The following is a 19,787-nucleotide window of genomic DNA, read 5'->3' as shown; positions in this document are numbered from 1 at the left end:
CCATGAGCGAAATAAAAGACATTGTTGTTCAGGGGTTATGGAAAAATAACTCTGCTCTGGTGCAGCTACTTGGCCTGTGCCCTTTACTGGCGGTGACGTCTACGGCAACCAACGCTCTGGGGCTGGGTCTGGCCACAACGCTGGTATTAACGCTGACCAACCTTACGGTGTCCGCACTACGTCGCTGGACGCCGGCAGAAATCCGTATCCCGATTTACGTCATGATCATTGCCTCGGTGGTAAGCGCAGTACAGATGCTGATCAATGCGTATGCGTTCGGTTTGTATCAGTCTTTAGGGATTTTTATTCCTCTGATTGTAACGAACTGCATTGTTGTTGGTCGCGCCGAAGCGTTTGCCGCGAAAAAAGGACCGTGGCTTTCCGCGTTGGACGGTTTTTCCATCGGCATGGGCGCGACAGGCGCGATGTTCGTGCTGGGTTCGCTGCGCGAGATCCTCGGGAATGGTACGCTTTTCGATGGCGCGGATAGCCTGCTGGGAGGCTGGGCAAAAGTATTACGGGTCGAGATATTTCACACCGACTCGCCTTTCCTGCTGGCGATGCTGCCGCCAGGCGCGTTTATCGGCCTGGGGCTCATGCTGGCGGTAAAATATCTTATTGATGAAAAAATGAAGAAACACCGCGCCGAAACCGCGCCTTCCGCTGTTCCGGCAGGTGAAACAGGGAAAGTCTGATGAACAAAGCAAAAAGGCTGGAAATTCTGACGCGCCTGCGCGACAACAATCCGCACCCCACAACGGAACTCAATTTCACGTCGCCGTTTGAGTTGCTGATTGCCGTGTTGCTTTCCGCGCAGGCAACCGACGTCAGCGTGAACAAGGCTACCGCCAAACTTTACCCGGTCGCCAATACGCCAGCCGCGATGCTGGAACTGGGCGTAGAAGGCGTGAAATCCTATATCAAAACCATCGGTTTATTTAACAGTAAAGCGGAAAACGTGATTAAGACCTGCCGTATTTTACTGGACAAGCATAATGGCGAAGTGCCGGAGGATCGGGCGGCGCTGGAAGCGCTTCCCGGCGTGGGGCGTAAAACCGCTAACGTAGTACTAAATACCGCCTTCGGCTGGCCGACCATCGCCGTTGATACGCATATATTTCGTGTATGCAACCGAACACAGTTCGCGCCGGGTAAAAATGTCGAGCAGGTAGAAGAGAAGTTGCTGAAAGTGGTGCCGAATGAGTTCAAAGTGGACTGCCATCACTGGTTAATTTTGCATGGCCGCTATACCTGTATCGCCCGAAAACCCCGCTGCGGCTCCTGCCTCATTGAAGATCTTTGCGAATACAAAGAAAAAGTCGATATTTGATATGGTCGGAGTGCGTCCGTCACGCCAGCGCGCTCCCACCTTCGGCCTGGATCTATTTTAGCCATCAATCATTCCAGTCTCTGTCCTTTTTCTGATGTAATGTGCTTTCGTTTTTACTCCACGTCAGGTTAATCATTTTTTTAATCGCAAAAAATTCTATCTATCCGTGATCAGGATCACTTTGATAACTTCATGTGAAATTTAATGACATCTAAGGTTACATTTACAACCGGATAGACTGACGCCCCGTTTTCACTACAAAACATTACTCTGCCATTTTTTCAGATAATGGCCTATATCACTGCTTTTCACCTTAAATAGCAGAAGATATCGCCTTTCACCCAAACTAATGGCCTTTTTGCAGTGTAAAAATCTGCCATTCTTCAAATGAAGAAATTTAACGCTGGATAACATTTCTGACATCGGACGATTCAACCAGAAGAGTTATATGTAACAGATTATTACAAAGCTCTTGTCTGGAGAGGAAAGATAGTGAACATTACCTGCCGTTTCCCCTCCAATATAACAATCGGACGGATGAGTCTGACTCATCACGCGCCAGACAATCCCTGTTAATACGGGGCGTAAAAAAGAGGTAAAAGTGTCTACTGCAAACAAAAAACCAACTGAAAGCGTCAGTTTGAACGCTTTCAAACAACCGAAGGCGTTCTATCTCATCTTCTCGATAGAGTTATGGGAGCGTTTTGGTTATTACGGCCTGCAAGGCATTATGGCCGTCTACCTGGTAAAACAACTGGGTATGTCAGAAGCGGATTCCATCACCCTTTTCTCTTCCTTCAGTGCGCTGGTGTACGGCCTGGTCGCCATTGGCGGTTGGTTAGGTGATAAAATTCTGGGCACCAAACGCGTTATTATGCTGGGTGCCGTGGTGCTGGCTATCGGTTATGCGCTGGTCGCATGGTCTGGTCATGACGCTGGCATCGTCTATATGGGCATGGCGGCTATCGCTGTGGGTAACGGTCTGTTTAAAGCTAACCCGTCTTCCCTGCTGTCTACCTGTTACGCGAAGGACGATCCGCGTCTCGACGGCGCATTTACGATGTATTATATGTCCGTCAACATCGGCTCCTTCTTCTCTATGCTGGCGACGCCGTGGCTGGCGGCGCGTTATGGCTGGAGCACCGCGTTTGCGCTTAGCGTCGTCGGTATGCTGATAACCGTCGTTAACTTTGCTTTCTGCCAGCGCTGGGTGAAAAGCTACGGTTCCAAACCCGACTTTGAACCGATCAACTTCCGTAATCTGCTGCTGACAATCGTGGGTATTGTCGTTCTGATTGCGGTCGCCACCTGGCTGCTGCACAACCAGGATATCGCGCGTATGGTGCTGGGCGTAATCGCTCTTGGCATCGTCATTATCTTCGGTAAAGAAGCGTTTTCCATGCACGGCGCGGCTCGCCGTAAAATGATCGTCGCCTTTATTTTGATGCTGCAGGCGATTATCTTCTTCGTACTGTACAGCCAGATGCCGACGTCGCTGAACTTCTTTGCCATTCGTAACGTCGAGCACTCTATTCTCGGTATCGCGTTCGAACCGGAACAGTATCAGGCGCTGAACCCATTCTGGATCATTATCGGCAGCCCGATTCTGGCCGCTATCTATAACAGGATGGGCGATACGCTGCCGATGCCGATGAAATTCGCCATTGGTATGGTGCTGTGTTCCGGCGCGTTCCTGATTCTGCCGCTGGGCGCCAAATTTGCGAACGATGCCGGCATCGTATCCGTAAACTGGCTGATCGCAAGCTACGGCCTGCAAAGTATCGGTGAGCTGATGATCTCCGGTCTGGGCCTGGCAATGGTCGCACAGTTGGTTCCGCAGCGTCTGATGGGCTTCATCATGGGTAGCTGGTTCCTGACAACGGCAGGCGCTAACATCATCGGCGGTTATGTCGCCAACCTGATGGCTGTGCCGAGCGACGTGACTGACCCACTGATGTCCCTGGAAGTCTATGGTCGCGTATTTATGCAGATTGGCATAGCAACCGCCGTTATCGCCGTCCTGATGCTGCTGACAGCGCCTAAGCTGAACCGTATGACCCAAGACGATGATACCGCTGAAAAAGGCTCTAAAGCCGCTACAGTTTAATTTTCCGGGAAACAACATTCAGGCCGCTAACTGTGCGTTAGCGGCTTTTTTTTTGCTCGTCCCCGCACTACCATACTTTAAACCTCAGCAAAAAGGAGTTACCGATGAAACTGTTCTACAAACCGGGTGCCTGCTCTCTTGCTTCCCATATTACCCTGCGCGAAATTGGCAAAGACTTTACGCTTGATGGCGTCGATCTCGCAAAAAAACGCCTGGAAAACGGTGATGATTACCTGGCAGTCAACCCTAAAGGACAGGTTCCGGTTCTGCTGCTGGATGACGGCACACTGTTGACTGAAGGCGTCGCCATTATGCAGTACCTCGCCGACAGCGTTCCCGACCGCCAGCTTCTGGCGCCGGTAAGTAGTCTTGCTCGCTATCATACGCTGGAATGGCTCAACTATATTGCAACGGAACTGCATAAAGGCTTTACCCCGCTGTTCCGCCCTGACACGCCGGAAACACTTAAACCCGCCGTTCGCGCCGGTCTGGAAAAGAAATTGCAGTATGTGGATGAGTCGCTTTCAGACGACCAGTGGATTTGCGGCCAGCGTTTTACCATCGCAGACGCTTATCTGTTTACCGTATTGCGTTGGGCCTATGGCGTAAAACTGAATATGGACGGGTTAACGCATATTGAAAGTTATATGCAGCGTGTCGCAAAAAGACCGACCGTTGCGGCAGCGCTTAAAGCGGAAGGACTGAATTAATGTCATGTTGCCGGATAGCTCGCTGTACCGCCATCCGGCCTCTTTTTAGCAGCAATAATTACAGCCGCGTTGCGCTGAAGTAATGTTCAGGGTTAGCGATCCTGTCCTGGGCCGCCACGACCTGCAGTTCGTACTCCTGCATCGTTTTGGTGGCGATCATAATCTCATAGACTGCCGCCGTAACGTGCTCCAGCGCCTGCTGCAACGTCGCGCCCTGCAAAAGTTTGACCAGCAATAAACCACTGGTGACATCGCCAACGCCAACCGGCTGACGTGAGCCGAAATCCACCAGCGGACGGCTAATATGCCAGGCTTCCTGCGCTGTCACCAGCAGCATTTCAAAGCGTTCTGAACTGTAACCGGCGCGGGCGAGATGTTTTACCAGTACAATTTCTGGCCCCTGAGCAATCAGTTCACGCGCCGCCTGCACGGCGTCATCCATATTATTCACGCTATGTTTGCTGAGAATTTCCAGTTCAATCAGGTTAGGCGCGATAATATCGCTGGCGGGTAGCGCATAACGCACATGGAACTCTGCGACGCCAGGCGCCACGATACAGCCCTTTTCCGGATGCCCCATCACGGGATCGCAGAAATATTTTGCCTGCGGATTTGCCGCTTTAACCTGGCGCACAATACCGAGAATGTGTTCTCCCTGCTCGGCAGATCCCAGGTAACCGCTAAGTACGGCGTCGCAGTGCGCTAACTGGCCAATGTCCGCAATCCCCTGGACAATCTCAGTCAGATGGCTGGGCGGCATGACACAGCCGGTCCATTTACCATATTGCGTGTGGTTAGAAAACTGAACGGTATTCAGCGGCCAAACATTCGCGCCAAGACGGCGCATGGGAAATTCGGCGGCGCTGTTGCCCGCATGTCCGAAAACAACATGGGACTGGATAGCGAGGATATTCTTCATTTTTTTACCTGAACATCAAAAATAAGGGAGTGATTTCTCACTCCCTGTTACTTAATGCCTTATTTCCAGCAAATCAGACAATAGTTCTTTTTGCCGCGACGTAATAAGGTATAGCGGCCAAACAGACGGTCCTCATCGTTAAAGATGTATTCAGGATCGGATTGTTTTTCACCATTGATAGTGACAGCGTTGGAGGCGATAGTCTTACGCGCCTGACCACGCGACGGCTGGAGTTCGGCATCTACCAGCGCCTGCATCAGGTCGGCGCCTTTTTCCATTTCAACCATCGGTACGCCGTCCTGCGCCAACTGCTCAAAGTCAGCTTCGCTCAGCGCGCTCAGTGAACCGCTGAACAGGCATTCAGTGATCCGTTTCGCCGCGACCAGCCCCTCTTCACCATGAACCAGGCGCGTCACTTGCTCGGCCAGTACATACTGCGCGCGCGGCGCTTTACCGCTGTTTTTATCTTCTTCTTCCAGGGCATTGATCTCTTCAATGTCCATAAAAGTGAAGAATTTCAGGAAGCGATAAACATCGGCATCTGCGGTGTTAATCCAGAACTGGTAGAATTTGTACGGACTGGTTTTCTTCGGATCCAGCCAGACAGCGCCGCCTTCGGTTTTACCGAATTTCGTGCCGTCAGCTTTGGTGATCAGCGGAACGGTCAAACCAAATACCTGATTCTGGTGCAGGCGACGGGTCAGGTCGATACCGGAAGTGATGTTCCCCCACTGGTCAGAACCGCCAATCTGTAAGGCAACGCCGTGCAGTTTATTCAGACAAGCGAAGTCGTACCCCTGTAGCAGGTTATAAGAGAACTCCGTGAAAGAGATACCCTGATCGTCACGGTTCAGACGCTGCTTCACCGCTTCTTTGTTGATCATCTGATTAACGGAAAAATGTTTACCGATATCGCGCAGGAAAGTCAGCACATTCATGCTGCCGAACCAGTCATAGTTATTGGCCGCGATGGCGGAGTTTTCGCCGCAATCAAAGTCCAGGAATGGGGCAACCTGTTTACGAATTTTCGCCACCCACTCCTGAACGGTCTCTTCAGTGTTCAGTTTACGCTCGGCGGCTTTGAAGCTCGGGTCGCCAATCAGACCGGTCGCGCCGCCTACCAGCGCAACAGGTTTGTGCCCTGCCTGCTGGAAGCGTTTCAGGCATAACAATGGAACCAGATGCCCCAAATGCAAGCTGTCAGCGGTAGGATCGAAGCCGCAATAGAGCGCGATCGGGCCTTGCGCCAGTCGCTCTGCCAACGCGTCTTCGTCCGTCACCTGGGCTACCAGCCCCCGCTCTTGCAATTGTTTAATCAAGTTACTGCTTGCCATCAAAATCTCCATGTATAAAACGACTGCACCTTTGCCGGTACACGACTTTTCGCCAGACGCGAAAGAGACATAGCATAAAACGGCGGATTCATCCGCACCAGTGCTTAAAACAAGATTTTTGCATCTTTAGGGCGCAAGACGGTCGATTTTCCATGCGCCGTCGTCGCGTTGGTATAAAAAGCGATCGTGCAGACGATGTTCGCCGCCCTGCCAGAACTCCATCTGTTCGATACTCACGCGAAAACCGCCCCAGAAGCTGGGTAGCGGCACTTCGCCCTGTTGAAACTTCTGCTTGAGCTCCAGGAATTTGCTTTCGAGGATACCGCGCGCGGAAATGCGGCTGGATTGTTTAGAGACCCATGCGCCGATCTGGCTGTCGCGCGGACGGCTGTGGAAATACCTCACCACCTCAAGAGTGGAGAGACGCTCGGCTTTGCCTGTCACCATCACCTGGCGTTCAAGCATATGCCAGGGAAATAACAGGCTGATACGCGGATTGTGCTCAATTTGATGCGCCTTGCGGCTTCCCAGGTTGGTATAAAAGACCAGGCCTTTTTCATCATAATGCTTGAGCAATACAATACGCTGGTACGGTTGCCCCTTGTCATCTACGGTCGCCACGACCATTGCCGTCGGATCGGCCAGTCTGGCGTCGCACGCTTGCCCAAGCCAGCGCTCAAATAAGGTTAACGGTTCAGCGGGTAAATCGCGGCGACGCAAGCCGCCTTTCGTGTATTCACGGCGCAGATGCGCGATCTGCTGCAATTGGTCGTTATCAGACATGGCGTTGATCAGAAATAATCAGTGGGTGGCGCTATTGTGCGCCCCCATACTGAAAATCTCAACGCTTCGGATTTTGTAACTGACAGTTATCAAGCACAATTCTGTCTCGTTTATAGACCGTGGCGCTCTCGCCTTGCGACCAGAAAACATAAATCCCGTCGGTATAACGCGCGCCCGAGGCCGAGATTCCTTGCTTCAGGGTCAGCAGCTTATTGTCATAGACAAAACTGACCTCTTCACGCGGGTTATTGACTTTAACGGTAAGCGGCTTCTCATCACACTGGTATTCCAGCGTATCCGTTTGCATACGTTCAACAAATTGTTGATAAACGCTACAGCCGGTCAGCAGCACAGGTAAACACATTATTGCGATCTTTTTCATAGACATATCCCGAAAGCTCTCCTGCTTCTGGAAGGGCAAACGCCCCTTCCTGACCTTGCTAGTTTACCGATATAGGGTCCGGGAAAAATTCAGTTAACTCTGAGTTATTGGGTTAGCCGGGTAAATAGCGCCTAAAACACTGGCTTCTGTAGCCCCCGTCACGGAAGGTAAATTTCCCGGCAGGCCCGCGAGCGTTCGCCAGGCAAGCCAGGCAAAGGCCAGCGCTTCCATATCATCGCCGCTGATCCCCGCCTTATCGGTGGTCGAAACCTCGATACCGGGCAACAGCGCCGCCAGACGGGCCATCACTAACGGATTCCGGCTTCCGCCGCCACAGACCATCAGCCGCTCGCAGCCGCCATTGAGCAGCACCTGTTGGGCGATGGAGACCGCCGTCAGCTCCGCCAGCGTGGCCTGTACATCGCGCGCGTCTGCGCCAGGGAAAGCCGTAAGATGACGCTCTAACCAGCCATAGTTGAAATATTCGCGTCCTGTACTTTTGGGCGCCGACGCAGCAAAGTACGGATCGCGCAACATCTTTTGCAGCAATGGAAGAATAACCTGACCTTCTTTCGCCCATGCCGCGTCTTTGTCGTAGGGCTGCGCGCATTGTCGCCAAATCCACGCATCCATCAACATATTACCCGGCCCCGTGTCGTACCCGCGCACCGCCTGTCCGGGGAAAAGCAGAGATAAATTGGCGATGCCGCCGATATTCAGGACCATACGTTTTTCCGTCGGATGTCCCAACAGCGCGTGATGGAAAGCGGGCACCAGCGGCGCGCCTTGTCCGCCCAGCGCAATATCCCGCCGCCGAAAATCGCCGACCACTGTAATCCCCGTATGGGCGACGATGTGATTATTATCGCCAATTTGCAGCGTATGCGGGGCCTCGCCGGTCGGCTCATGCCAGACCGTTTGCCCATGACAACCAATGGCGACGATATCCCGCGGCTGCAAACGTTGTTGCGCTAACAGCGCATTAACCGCCTGTGCAAAAAGCCGGCCTAACTGGGTATCAAGCTGGCCGAGTTGCGAGAGCGTAAGCGGCTGTCCCTGGCAAATATCGAGAATGCCTTTTTTCAGATGAACGGGAATGGGCCAGGTGAGACTTGCCTGTTGCGCAACCATGGTTTCATCAATTGCCGCCAGTACAACATCCACGCCATCAAGGCTGGTTCCGGACATAACGCCAATAAAACGGCCCGATTTCATACCTCTTCCTTTTAAGCTGGGTTAAGCCTTAACACTCGGCATAACGTATTTTGTAATGCTATGCCCACGTCACATTTTTTGCCGTGTCGTCCACGGATATCAATGACCTATCTTTTCTTGCTTCCGACTTCGTTTAAGATTGGTTAATTAACTTCTGATTATGATTTTCACATTCTTTCGGCAGAAGATATGACCTTAACTGCATAAATGCCATATAATTTAGCTATAGGGATGCTGAAATAGCGTTTCGTGAAGAACAGGAGATGGGTAAATGATTAAACGTGTACTGGCCGTTTCACTGATGGGGTTATCCCTAGCGGGGTGTGTTAACAATGATAGCCTTTCGGGTGATGTTTATACCGCATCCGAGGCTAAACAAGTTCAGAATGTAACGTACGGTACTATCGTTAACGTTCGTCCGGTTCAAATTCAGGGCGGTGATGATTCTAACGTGATTGGCGCTATCGGCGGCGCGGTGTTGGGCGGATTCCTCGGCAACACTATCGGCGGCGGTACGGGTCGTTCACTGGCGACCGCGGCAGGCGCGGTGGCTGGCGGCGTAGCGGGCCAGGGCGTCCAGAGCGCAATGAATAAAACCCAGGGTGTGGAACTGGAAATTCGTAAAGACGATGGCAACACCATTATGGTTGTGCAGAAACAAGGAAATACGCGTTTCTCGGCAGGTCAGCGTGTCGTGCTGGCCAGCAACGGCAGCCAAGTTACCGTCTCTCCACGCTAAACCAGGCTTTACGTGTGGTCACATGGCCACACGTATGCCCCTGCACCTCAATCGTGAGAGTGCAATTCCATAATATTGTGTTCAAGTTTGGCGATAAGTTTAATCAGAAGCTCAATCTCCTCTGAAGAAATCCCAGCCAAAATTTCACCGCGCGTTTTATGAATGACCTCTTCCATCTCAGCGATCAGCGGCTCCGCTTTTTCGGTCAGTTTAATCCGCTTAGCGCGACGATCGCTGGCGCAGGTTTGCCGCGAAATTAGCCCCTTATCTTCAAGTTGATCCAACGTGCGTACCAGCGATGGCTGCTCAATGCCTATCGCTTTAGCCAATTGAATCTGCGACTGGTCAGGCGGCAATTGATGAATATTGTGCAACGTGACCCAATGTGTCTGCGTCAATTCCAGAGGCTTGAGGCGATGGTCAATCAGAGCACGCCAAATGCGCACCAACCGTGCCAGATCAGAACCTAGTGGCGATTCCAATTTCATCTCCTTATAATTAGCTTGCTAAGTTATTATGCTGATTTTAGAATAGTGTGCAGTATTTGTATTCTCAAAACAAATGTATTGCTAAATTTGCTTACCAATAGACATTTTTTCAGACATAGTGCGCACTTGGCACCTGTAGCTTCAGTTTTGGCTAAAACTAAAGCATCGATGTCTGACGCAAAGGAACATTGCTTGTGAAGTGTATACTCAACGCCACAGGATTGCCCTTACAAGATCTCATGTTGGGAGCATCTGTTTACTTTCCGCCATTCTTTAAAGCCTTTGCGCTTGGGTTCGTTATCTGGTTGTTTATTCACCGACTCCTGCGTGACCGGATATACTCTGATGAAATCTGGCATCCCCTGTTAATGGATCTCTCCCTCTTTACGCTTTGCGTATGTCTGGGCCTCGTTTTACTGATCGCGTGGTAAATATGTCGTTAAAAACAATAAAATATTTTTCTACTCTCATTGTCGCCGTCGTCGCCGTTCTGGCCGCGTGGTGGCTATGGAATTACTATATGCAGTCACCGTGGACGCGCGATGGTAAAATCCGCGCGGAACAGGTCAGCGTAACGCCGCAGGTTTCTGGCAGCATTACCCAACTCAATATCAAAGATAATCAGTTCGTCAACGCCGGGGACGTTCTTTTTGTCATTGATAAAACGCCCTTCCATATTGCAGAACTTAACGCGCAGGCGCAGTTGGCCAAAGCGCAGTCCGATCTGGCAAAAGCGAATAATGAAGCCGATCGACGTCGACATTTATCGCGTAACTACATCTCTGCTGAAGATCTGGATAGCGCCAATCTGAATGTTAAAGCGATGCAGGCCAGCGTAGATGTCGCACTGGCAACGTTAAAACAGGCGCAGTGGCAGCTTAGCCAGACGGAAGTAAAAGCGCCGGTATCCGGCTGGGTGACCAACCTTTCCACGCGTACCGGTGATTATGCCAGCACCGGTAAGCCACTTTTCGCCCTGGTAGATAGCCATTCATTTTATGTAATGGGATATTTCGAAGAAACCAAACTACGCCACATCCGCGAAGGTGAGCCTGCATTAATAACACTGTATAGTGGCAATGTTAAGTTACAGGGTCACGTTGGCAGTATCGGGCGCGCTATTTACGACCAAAGCGTGGAAAGCGACTCCGGTTTAGTGCCCGATATCAAACCCAACGTACCGTGGGTACGTCTGGCGCAACGCGTACCGGTACGTATCGAATTTGACGCTTTGCCGCAGGATATCACGCTCGTCTCCGGCACTACCTGCAGCGTAGCCATTGGACAGCGGTAATGAAACTCTCCCTGCCGGCCCTGCGAAATACGCCCTGGTTTAAAGCGACCTCCGGCCAGTGGCGTTACGCGTTGCGCAATACCATTGCCATGTGTCTCGCGCTGACATTCGCTTATTATCTCAATCTGGATGAGCCCTACTGGGCGATGACTTCGGCCGCAGTGGTGAGCTTTCCGACCGTAGGCGGCGTAATCAGTAAAAGTCTGGGGCGTATTGCCGGGAGTTTACTCGGCGCGACCGCCGCGTTGATTATTGCCGGCCATACGCTGAATGAGCCCTGGTTGTTCTTGTTTAGCATGGCCGCCTGGATCGGTTTTTGTACCTGGGCCTGCGCGCATTTTACCAATAATGCCGCTTATGCTTTCCAGTTGTCCGGCTACACGGCGGCGATCATCGCGTTCCCGATGGTTAATATTGTAGAAATCACGCAGTTGTGGGATATCGCCCAAACGCGCGTATGTGAAGTTATCGTCGGCATCCTCTGTGGCGGCATGATGATGATGATCCTACCCAGCACATCGGATGGTACCGCCCTGCTCACCGCGTTGAAAAACATGCATGCGCGCTTGCTGGAACATGCCAGTCTACTGTGGCAGCCGGAGACTACCGACGCTATCCGCTCCGCGCATGAGGGGGTCATTGGGCAAATCCTGACCATGAACCTGCTGCGTATTCAGGCCTTCTGGAGTCATTACCGTTTTCGCCGCCAGAATGCATTACTAAATGCATTGTTACACCAGCAATTACGGCTAACGAGCGTGATCTCCAGTCTGCGTAGAATGCTTTTAAACTGGCCGACGCCACCGGAAAACAGCCGCGAAGTCATTGAACAACTCTTAGCTGAGTTGGCAAAACCGCGCGCGGACAGCTACACCGTGGCGCGGATTATTGCGCCGCTACGCCCGCAGGATGAACAGGATTATCGTCACCTCGCGTTCTGGCAGCGATTACGCTATTTTTGCCACTTATATCTGCGCAGCAGCCGCCAGTTATATCTGATCGAAAGCGGCGCGCCGGTGGATCAAATCCATATCCGCCGCACTCCCGGCCTTGCGCGGCATACGGATAACGCAGAGGCCATCTGGAGCGGCGTGCGTACCTTTTGCACGCTCACGGTGATTGGCGCCTGGAGTATTGGCGCGCAATGGGAATCCGGGCCCGGCGCATTAACCCTGGCGGCGATCAGTTGCGTCCTCTACTCCATCGTCGCCACGCCGTTTAAGTCGCTTTCCTTATTGATGCGTACTTTAGTGCTGCTGTCCTTATTCAGCTTCGTGGTGAAATTTGGCCTGATGGTGCAAATCACCGATCTGTGGCAATTCTTGCTTTTCCTTTTTCCGCTGTTCGTCACGATGCAACTGCTTAAACTGCAGATGCCTAAGCTGGCGGGACTGTGGGGGCAGCTTATCGTTTTTATGGGCTCATTCATCGCCGTGACCAATCCACCGGTGTACGACTTCGCCGACTTCCTTAACGATAATACCGCCAAGATCGTCGGCGTCGCGATTTCCTGGCTGGCGTTTGCGATTTTGCGCCCCGGTTCCGATGCCGTAAAAAGCCGCCGCCATATCCGCGCGCTACGCCGGGATTTCGTCGATCAGCTTAGCCGTCACCCTTCCCATAACGAAAGCGAGTTTGAATCGCTGACCTATCATCACGTCAGTCAGCTCAGCAATAGTCAGGATGCGCTGGCGCGCCGGTGGTTATTACGTTGGGGAGTGGTGCTGCTGAACTGCTCGCATGTGGTGTGGCAGCTGCGCGCCTGGGAGTCGCGTTCCGATCCGCTTTCCCGGGTGCGGGATATTTGTATATCCCTGCTGCGCGATGTGATGAGCGAGCGCGGCGTACAGCAACGCCCGCTTGCCGTCACGCTACAGGAACTACAGCGTATCTGCGACACGCTCGCACATCATCATCAACCCGCCGCGCATGAACTGGCGGCGATTATCTGGCGTTTACACTGTTCGCTGTCGCAGCTGGAACAGGCTCCAGCGCAGGGAACACTGTCTCCGGGTTATTTAATGACGCCGCAGGCGTAACGCGTTCCGCCGCCGCCGAGCGGTTTCGGCTGATCGGACATGTTATCGCCGCCCACATGGATCATGAGCGCTTTATCTTTCACTTCATCAAGAGACTTCAGACGCGGCGCAGTAACCGGTTCGGTGGCGATACCATCATTATTAACGACTAACACCGGGAGGTCGCCCAGATGCCCCTGGCCTTCCGGCCCTTCATGCTTGCCGGTATTTTGTGGGTCCAGATGACCACCAGCGGCTTCTGCGGCAACCGCTTTGCCGTCTTTAATCGCGGGCTGGCAGCTACCGTTGGCATGAATGTGAAAACCATGCTCGCCCGGCGGCAACGCTTTAAGGTGTGGGGTAAATTTTAAGCCGCCTTCGGTTTCATCGATGACGACGGTGCCGATAGACTGTCCTACGCCTTGCGCCGTCACCAGATTCATCTCTACTTTCTCGCTGGCGGCCTGCGCACCCGCACAGGCCAGCAGCGTCACCATCGCTAAACTTAATCGCTTCATAAAACCTCCGTTACATGTGGTCGCCTGTTAAGTGTAAACCACTGGCGAAAACATGTACGGAAAGTCAACGAGTTGGCGATTACGGCACGTCATAACCCAGTGCCGCCTTGCGGATTCGGAACCACTGTTGACGCGACAATGACAGCGTTTCCGCTTCTAGTGCGGCACGTACGCGTTCGATTTTACCCGAGCCAATAATCGGCAGCGGCTGCGACGGCAAACGTAAAATCCAGGCATAGACCACCTGTTCAATAGAACTGGCGTTGAGTTCTTGCGCGATAACGGAAAGTTCCTGGCGCAACGGCTGATAAGCCTCATCATTAAACAGCCGACCGCCGCCAAGACATGACCAGGCCATCGGACGAATACGCAATTGCTGTAATTGATCTAATGTGCCGTCCAGCAACAAAGGCTGATGAACCGGCGAGATCTCTACCTGGTTGGTCGCCAGGGTGAAAGGCAGGCGCGATTGCAGCAACGTAAATTGTGCTGGCGTAAAATTAGAAACGCCAAAATGGCGCACTTTGCCGCTTTGGTGCAGATGTTGAAACGCCTCGGCGACGTCATCCGCATCCATTAACGGATCGGGACGGTGAATTAACAACATATCCAGATAATCTGTCGCCAGATTTTTTAATGACTGTTCGGCGCTCAGAATAATATGGCGGCGATCGGTAATATAATGACCGAGCCTATTTTCCGCTCTGGCGGTGGTCGCAATACCGCATTTGGTAACGATTTGCAGTTTTTCCCGCAAATGCGGCGCCAGCGTTAGCGCCTCGCCAAACGCCGCTTCGCACTGATAACCGCCATAAATGTCCGCATGGTCAACGGTAGTGACACCCAAATCCAGATGTTCTTCGATAAAACTCACTAACTGACGCGCGGACATATTCCAGTCCATCAAACGCCAGTAACCCATGACAAAACGCGAAAACTCCGGGCCTTGTGGAGCGATGGTGACACGCTGAACCATAACAGATTCCTCATAGAGAATAATGAGGTTGAGTATACGCAATTCCGCGTTTAAAAGAGTGAAGGTTGTTGAGGATCTTCCGATGGGAGAGGCTTATTTGCGCGTATTTTACGCAAGAAACGCTGGCGACAAAGCCGCAGTACATTTTGTTTCTCGACATCGCTCATTTTTTGCCAGTTAAACCGTTCGTCGCGGCTGCGCATACAGCCCCGACAAAAGCCACGCTCATCAGACTGGCAGATACCGCGACATGGGCTTGCTACAGGAAAAAACTCCAACTGCTCGGCCACATCCCCTCCTCAACGTTTGACGCTTATGACTATTGAAGACGCTAACTGACATTATGGCAACTCTGCTTGTAGTAGACCGACTGGTCTACTATACTGCCTGTCATGAATAAGCAAACCGAACACGATACCCGCAAACATCTGCTGGCCACCGGCGAGCAGCTTTGTATGCAACGGGGTTTTACCGGCATGGGGCTTAGCGAATTGCTCAAAACCGCCCAAGTGCCTAAAGGGTCGTTTTATCACTACTTTCGCTCGAAAGAAGCCTTCGGCGTCGCCATGCTTGAGCGACATTACGCCTGCTATCATCAGCGTCTTATGGCGCACTTCACCTCCGGTCCCGGTAATCATCGCGATCGTCTTCTCGCCTGGTATCAGGAAACGTTAAAGCAGTTTTGCCAGCAAGGCGCCATTAGCGGTTGCCTGACGGTGAAACTGTCAGCGGAGGTCTGCGATCTGTCGGAGGATATGCGCTCTACGATGGATAAAGGGGCGCAGGAGATCATGGCACTGCTTGCACGCGCGCTGGAAGATGGCCGTAATAGCCACTGTTTACATTTCACCGGCCAGCCGTTACCACAGGCGCAGGTACTTTATGCTCTGTGGCTGGGCGCCAATTTGCAGGCCAAAATATCCCGTAGCGCCGCGCCGCTGGAAAATGCGTTGGCGCATGTTAAGACCATCATTGCAACGCCTGAGCAGTAACAGGCGTTTTTATTTCCTTTATTACAAGACGACCGGTCTACTTATATCAGGAGCCACTATGTCATCAGCAAAACTGTTTACCCCCCTCAAGGTGGGTGCCATCACGGCGACAAATCGCGTATTTATGGCGCCTTTGACGCGTTTGCGGAGTATTGAACCGGGCGACATTCCTACGCCGTTAATGGCGGAATATTACCGTCAACGCGCCAGCGCCGGATTGATCATCAGCGAAGCCACACAAATCTCCGCACAGGCGAAAGGCTATGCCGGCGCACCGGGATTACACAGCGATGAGCAGATCGCCGCCTGGAAAAAAATCACTCAGGGAGTCCATGCCCAGGGCGGCCATATGGCGGTGCAATTGTGGCATACGGGCCGTATTTCACACGCCAGCCTGCAACCAGGCGGACAAGCGCCCGTCGCGCCATCCGCTATCAATGCGGGAACCCGCACCTCTTTGCGTGACGAAAACGGTCAGGCCATCCGCGTAGAGACTTCCACGCCGCGCGCGCTGGATACTCACGAGATCCCCGGGATCGTCAACGATTTCCGCCAGGCTATCGCCAATGCCCGAGAGGCGGGCTTCGATCTGGTGGAGCTGCATTCCGCGCACGGTTATCTGCTGCACCAGTTCCTCTCACCGTCTTCTAATCACCGTACCGATCGGTACGGCGGCGGCGTAGAGAATCGCGCCCGTCTGGTACTGGAAGTGGTTGATGCCGGCATTGAAGAATGGGGCGCGGACCGTATCGGCATCCGCCTTTCTCCTGTCGGCACTTTCCAGAATGTCGATAACGGCCCGAATGAAGAAGCTGACGCCCTTTATCTGATTGAAGCGTTAGGCAAACGCGGCATTGCTTATCTGCATATGTCTGAACCAGACTGGGCGGGCGGTGAACCGTACAGCGACGCGTTCCGTGAAAAAGTGCGCGCGTGTTTCCACGGTCCCATCATCGGCGCTGGCGCCTATACGCCAGAAAAAGCGGAAGGTCTGATCGAAAAAGGGCTGATTGACGCCGTGGCGTTTGGTCGCGATTACATCGCGAACCCGGATCTGGTAGCGCGTCTGCAACGTAAAGCGGAACTTAATCCACAGCGTCCCGAAAGTTTTTATGGCGGCGGCGCGGAAGGCTACACTGACTACCCTACTCTGTAATTTCATTGATAGCGGCCTCACATCGCCGCTATACTTTGAATATCTTGACTATTTTAAGGACAACGAAAATGCGTTTATTGCATACTATGCTGCGCGTCGGCGATTTGCAGCGTTCCATCGCTTTTTACACCAACGTTCTGGGCATGAAATTGCTGCGTACCAGTGAGAATCCGGAATACAAATACTCGCTGGCCTTTGTGGGATATGGTCCGGAAACGGAAGAAGCGGTCATCGAACTAACCTATAACTGGGGCGTTGAGAGCTATGACATGGGCAATGCGTACGGGCATATCGCGCTGAGCGTTGACAATGCTGCTGAAGCCTGTGAACGCATTCGTCAGAACGGCGGCAACGTGACCCGTGAAGCGGGGCCGGTAAAAGGCGGTTCGACCATCATCGCCTTCGTTGAAGATCCGGATGGCTATAAAATCGAATTGATTGAAGCTAAAGACGCAGGCCGCGGTCTGGGTAACTGATCCCCCGCCGGGCGCAGGTCACTGCGCCCGTTGTTTTACTGCATCCCGGCGTAAAATTTGCCATAATACGCGCTGCATTTTTTCGTATTAAGAGACTCAGATGTCCGATAACGCTCAACTTTCCGGTCTGTGCGACCGTTTTCGTGGTTTTTATCCTGTCGTCATCGACGTTGAAACTGCAGGATTTAACGCTAAAACCGATGCGCTGCTCGAAATAGCCGCCATCACGCTGAAAATGGATGAACAAGGCTGGCTGATGCCGGACATGACGCTGCATTTCCATGTGGAGCCGTTCGCTGGAGCCAACTTACAGCCGGAAGCGCTTGCGTTTAACGGTATCGATCCCTCTAACCCGCTACGCGGCGCGGTGAGTGAATATGAGGCGCTACACGCTATTTTCAAAATGGTGCGTAAAGGTATCAAAGACAGCGGTTGTAGCCGCGCCATTATGGTCGCGCATAACGCCACTTTTGATCACAGTTTTATGATGGCCGCCGCAGAGCGCGCCTCGCTGAAACGTAACCCGTTTCATCCGTTCGTCACCTTTGATACTGCGGCATTGAGCGGACTGGCGCTGGGACAAACGGTGTTATCAAAAGCGTGCCTGGCGGCAGGTATGGAGTTTGACGGCGAAAAGGCCCATTCCGCTTTGTATGATACCGAGCGGACAGCGGTGCTGTTTTGTGAAATCGTCAATCGCTGGAAGCGCCTGGGCGGCTGGCCGTTACCTTTGCCGACGGATAAATAACGTGGCTAACGACGCCGCTTTTGCTCACGATGACGGTAAAAAAGCGACCTTTACAGGTCGCTTTCCCCTTTCACAGATTACTCTGCGTCCGGCTCTTGAGTTTTATATTTTGCCGCAGTTTCTTTAATAAGCTGCTGTAACTCGCCACGCTGATACATTTCAATCACAATATCACACCCGCCGACCAGCTCGCCGTCCACCCACAGTTGTGGGAATGTCGGCCAGTTGGCGTATTTCGGTAATTCAGCGCGAATATCCGGGTTTTGCAGGATATCAACATAGGCAAAACGTTCCCCGCAGGCTGAAAGCGCCTGAACGGCCTGCGCAGAGAAACCACAGCTTGGCAGTTTCGGTGAACCTTTCATATACAGGAGAATCGGGTTTTCAGCGATCTGGCGCTGAATTTTTTCGATAGTGGTGCTCATTGTCTCGCTTCCTTAAACTACTTTTACGACCGAAGCCTGGCATTGTAACGGGTCAGGCTGGCAACGGAAAATAACATTTTCATCATGCCTTATTATTTTACCGTCTGCGGGAATAAGTTGTATACAAAATATCTTTTAAGCGGGTTGCCACGCAGTGATTCGTCGATAACGCGTTCGTGTTTAGCATTAATTGCTATTTTTTTTACATCTGTTAACGAAACACAGCTTCAGAAACCAAAAGCAATTACCAATCTGTGCTTTTGTAGATTAGAATTATCAGGTTTTGTAAATCATACGCAGGCATGAATCGCCTGCCTTTAACAGAGGATTGCTCAGTGGCGCGGATAAACAAAATCTCGATCACGCTCTGTGCTTTACTTTTTACTACTCTCCCTTTTACGCCAATGGCCCATGCTTCCAGGCAAGCCAAAGCGACGCCTGCTGTTTCTCATGTCACGAAAACGGCAGATAAAAAGAAAAGCACAACGAAAAAGATCAGTAAAACCAGCAAAAAAAACGTAAAAAAAACCTCAAAAACCAGCCGTTCTTCTTCCGCTTCTACGCCAAAACGTACCACCGCCTCCACGAAATCTCGTCATACGACGCATCGTCGTAACAGAACCGCGCCCACGTCAATCGCCGCCCTCGACGTAACGGAAAAATGCACGACGCGTAAAGGCCGTAAGCCGCACTGCGTGAAGGGGAAAGGAACATTGCCGGTCTCTATTGCCGATGCGCATCGTGCAAAAGTACAAAAAGCGACGAAAACCGCGATGTCCAAACTCATGAATCAGATTGGTAAACCGTATCACTGGGGAGGCGCGTCGCCGCGCACCGGTTTTGATTGCAGCGGTCTGGTTTATTATGCCTATAAAGATTTAGTGAAGATCCGTATCCCCCGAACGGCGAATGAGATGTATCACCTGCGTGACGCGGCGCCCATTGAGCGTAGCGAGTTGAAAAACGGCGATCTGGTGTTCTTCCGTACGCAGGGGCGCGGCACCGCCGATCACGTTGGCGTCTATGTCGGCAACGGTAAGTTTATCCAGTCTCCGCGCAGCGGTCAGGAAATTAAGATCACCTCACTGAACGAAGAATACTGGCAACGTCATTATGTCGGCGCCCGCCGGGTGATGACGCCTAAAACAATTCGCTAATATTTTATCCTGTCGTTTAA

Annotated in this window: 23 protein-coding genes; 13 read left to right on the top strand and 10 right to left on the bottom strand. The window is 52.2% G+C overall.

The window, feature by feature from the left end:
* Positions 1 to 2: 2 nt before the first annotated feature.
* The 4 genes from J4613_RS01995 (at position 3) to gstA (ending at position 4,147) form a co-directional block, all read left to right on the top strand.
* A complete protein-coding gene (locus J4613_RS01995) occupies positions 3 to 695 on the top strand; it encodes an electron transport complex subunit E (protein ID WP_208293641.1) in 693 nt (230 codons plus the stop codon).
* On the top strand, positions 695 to 1,330 hold the full coding sequence (gene nth, locus J4613_RS01990; protein WP_001030318.1) for an endonuclease III: 636 nt from the start codon (positions 695 to 697) through the stop codon (positions 1,328 to 1,330). Before J4613_RS01995 ends, nth begins: the two co-directional genes overlap by 1 nt.
* 601 nt (positions 1,331 to 1,931) lie before the next feature.
* Positions 1,932 to 3,437 (top strand): dipeptide/tripeptide permease DtpA, encoded by a 1,506-nt coding sequence (gene dtpA, locus J4613_RS01985; protein WP_000100911.1) that lies wholly within the window; start codon positions 1,932 to 1,934, stop codon positions 3,435 to 3,437.
* Positions 3,438 to 3,541: 104 nt separating this feature from the next.
* The gene (gstA, locus tag J4613_RS01980; protein ID WP_111742367.1) at positions 3,542 to 4,147 is read left to right on the top strand and encodes a glutathione transferase GstA; all 606 of its coding nucleotides are present in this window, start codon (positions 3,542 to 3,544) and stop codon (positions 4,145 to 4,147) included.
* A 58-nt stretch (positions 4,148 to 4,205) separates the two neighbouring features.
* Here the strand turns inward: gstA and pdxY are convergent, their stop codons facing one another.
* From pdxY to anmK, 5 genes are all read right to left on the bottom strand, one after another.
* On the bottom strand, positions 4,206 to 5,066 hold the full coding sequence (pdxY, locus tag J4613_RS01975) for a pyridoxal kinase PdxY (RefSeq protein ID WP_111742368.1): 861 nt from the start codon (positions 5,064 to 5,066) through the stop codon (positions 4,206 to 4,208).
* Positions 5,067 to 5,125: 59 nt separating this feature from the next.
* On the bottom strand, positions 5,126 to 6,400 hold the full coding sequence (gene tyrS, locus J4613_RS01970) for a tyrosine--tRNA ligase (protein ID WP_000168626.1): 1,275 nt from the start codon (positions 6,398 to 6,400) through the stop codon (positions 5,126 to 5,128).
* A 126-nt stretch (positions 6,401 to 6,526) separates the two neighbouring features.
* Entirely contained in the window at positions 6,527 to 7,183 is a 657-nt protein-coding gene (pdxH, locus tag J4613_RS01965; RefSeq protein WP_001282334.1) for a pyridoxamine 5'-phosphate oxidase, read from the bottom strand.
* A 58-nt stretch (positions 7,184 to 7,241) separates the two neighbouring features.
* The gene (gene mliC / locus J4613_RS01960) at positions 7,242 to 7,571 is read right to left on the bottom strand and encodes a C-type lysozyme inhibitor (protein ID WP_111742369.1); all 330 of its coding nucleotides are present in this window, start codon (positions 7,569 to 7,571) and stop codon (positions 7,242 to 7,244) included.
* A gap of 87 nt (positions 7,572 to 7,658) precedes the next feature.
* A complete protein-coding gene (gene anmK / locus J4613_RS01955; RefSeq protein WP_000835021.1) occupies positions 7,659 to 8,780 on the bottom strand; it encodes an anhydro-N-acetylmuramic acid kinase in 1,122 nt (373 codons plus the stop codon).
* A 271-nt stretch (positions 8,781 to 9,051) separates the two neighbouring features.
* Between anmK and slyB the strand changes: the two genes are divergently transcribed.
* The gene (slyB, locus tag J4613_RS01950) at positions 9,052 to 9,519 is read left to right on the top strand and encodes an outer membrane lipoprotein SlyB (protein WP_000597179.1); all 468 of its coding nucleotides are present in this window, start codon (positions 9,052 to 9,054) and stop codon (positions 9,517 to 9,519) included.
* Positions 9,520 to 9,566: 47 nt separating this feature from the next.
* Here slyB and slyA read toward each other — a convergent pair whose 3' ends face one another.
* On the bottom strand, positions 9,567 to 10,007 hold the full coding sequence (gene slyA, locus J4613_RS01945; RefSeq protein ID WP_000764553.1) for a transcriptional regulator SlyA: 441 nt from the start codon (positions 10,005 to 10,007) through the stop codon (positions 9,567 to 9,569).
* A 194-nt stretch (positions 10,008 to 10,201) separates the two neighbouring features.
* On the opposite strand from slyA, the gene J4613_RS01940 reads away from it, so the two are divergent.
* The 3 genes from J4613_RS01940 to J4613_RS01930 are packed head-to-tail and all read left to right on the top strand — an operon-like array spanning position 10,202 to position 13,340.
* On the top strand, positions 10,202 to 10,438 hold the full coding sequence (locus J4613_RS01940; RefSeq protein ID WP_000649755.1) for a DUF1656 domain-containing protein: 237 nt from the start codon (positions 10,202 to 10,204) through the stop codon (positions 10,436 to 10,438).
* Positions 10,439 to 10,440: 2 nt separating this feature from the next.
* Positions 10,441 to 11,301 (top strand): HlyD family secretion protein, encoded by an 861-nt coding sequence (locus tag J4613_RS01935; protein WP_001538147.1) that lies wholly within the window; start codon positions 10,441 to 10,443, stop codon positions 11,299 to 11,301.
* Complete coding sequence (locus tag J4613_RS01930; RefSeq protein ID WP_000777631.1) at positions 11,301 to 13,340, top strand: FUSC family protein; 2,040 nt, start codon at positions 11,301 to 11,303, stop codon at positions 13,338 to 13,340. The genes J4613_RS01935 and J4613_RS01930 overlap by 1 nt, the downstream gene beginning before the upstream one ends.
* Here the strand turns inward: J4613_RS01930 and sodC2 are convergent.
* The 3 genes from sodC2 to J4613_RS01915 form a co-directional block, all read right to left on the bottom strand.
* Positions 13,316 to 13,837 (bottom strand): superoxide dismutase [Cu-Zn] SodC2, encoded by a 522-nt coding sequence (gene sodC2 / locus J4613_RS01925; RefSeq protein WP_000826822.1) that lies wholly within the window; start codon positions 13,835 to 13,837, stop codon positions 13,316 to 13,318. The two genes, J4613_RS01930 and sodC2, sit on opposite strands and share 25 nt — an antisense overlap.
* Before the next feature lie 79 nt (positions 13,838 to 13,916).
* Positions 13,917 to 14,813: an aldo/keto reductase family oxidoreductase gene (locus tag J4613_RS01920; protein ID WP_000250721.1), complete on the bottom strand. Its 897-nt coding sequence runs from the start codon at positions 14,811 to 14,813 to the stop codon at positions 13,917 to 13,919.
* 50 nt (positions 14,814 to 14,863) lie between these two features.
* Positions 14,864 to 15,103: a DUF1289 domain-containing protein gene (locus J4613_RS01915; RefSeq protein ID WP_001519323.1), complete on the bottom strand. Its 240-nt coding sequence runs from the start codon at positions 15,101 to 15,103 to the stop codon at positions 14,864 to 14,866.
* Between the two features lie 102 nt (positions 15,104 to 15,205).
* Here J4613_RS01915 and J4613_RS01910 point away from each other — a divergent pair, with 102 nt between their 5' ends.
* The 4 genes from J4613_RS01910 (at position 15,206) to rnt (ending at position 18,185) form a co-directional block, all read left to right on the top strand.
* A complete protein-coding gene (locus J4613_RS01910) occupies positions 15,206 to 15,805 on the top strand; it encodes a TetR/AcrR family transcriptional regulator (RefSeq protein WP_001041832.1) in 600 nt (199 codons plus the stop codon).
* Positions 15,806 to 15,863: 58 nt separating this feature from the next.
* Positions 15,864 to 16,961 carry an alkene reductase gene (locus J4613_RS01905; protein ID WP_079898979.1) on the top strand — a complete coding sequence of 366 codons (1,098 nt, stop codon included), beginning with the start codon at positions 15,864 to 15,866 and terminating at the stop codon, positions 16,959 to 16,961.
* A gap of 68 nt (positions 16,962 to 17,029) precedes the next feature.
* Positions 17,030 to 17,437 carry a lactoylglutathione lyase gene (gloA, locus tag J4613_RS01900; RefSeq protein WP_001237787.1) on the top strand — a complete coding sequence of 136 codons (408 nt, stop codon included), beginning with the start codon at positions 17,030 to 17,032 and terminating at the stop codon, positions 17,435 to 17,437.
* 100 nt (positions 17,438 to 17,537) lie between these two features.
* Positions 17,538 to 18,185 carry a ribonuclease T gene (rnt, locus tag J4613_RS01895; RefSeq protein WP_001282267.1) on the top strand — a complete coding sequence of 216 codons (648 nt, stop codon included), beginning with the start codon at positions 17,538 to 17,540 and terminating at the stop codon, positions 18,183 to 18,185.
* 77 nt (positions 18,186 to 18,262) lie between these two features.
* Here rnt and grxD read toward each other — a convergent pair whose 3' ends face one another.
* On the bottom strand, positions 18,263 to 18,610 hold the full coding sequence (gene grxD, locus J4613_RS01890) for a monothiol glutaredoxin 4 (RefSeq protein WP_000108176.1): 348 nt from the start codon (positions 18,608 to 18,610) through the stop codon (positions 18,263 to 18,265).
* 335 nt (positions 18,611 to 18,945) lie between these two features.
* Here grxD and J4613_RS01885 point away from each other — a divergent pair, with 335 nt between their 5' ends.
* A complete protein-coding gene (locus J4613_RS01885; RefSeq protein WP_001520344.1) occupies positions 18,946 to 19,767 on the top strand; it encodes a C40 family peptidase in 822 nt (273 codons plus the stop codon).
* Positions 19,768 to 19,787 lie beyond the last annotated feature (20 nt).

Origin of the sequence: Salmonella sp. 32020114201800008SM, from assembly GCF_017572025.1 — a bacterium.
Classification (GTDB): Bacteria; Pseudomonadota; Gammaproteobacteria; order Enterobacterales; family Enterobacteriaceae; genus Salmonella; species Salmonella enterica.
Note: the sequence above shows the minus strand (reverse complement) of the source record. Positions and strands in the feature narration are given on the sequence as shown.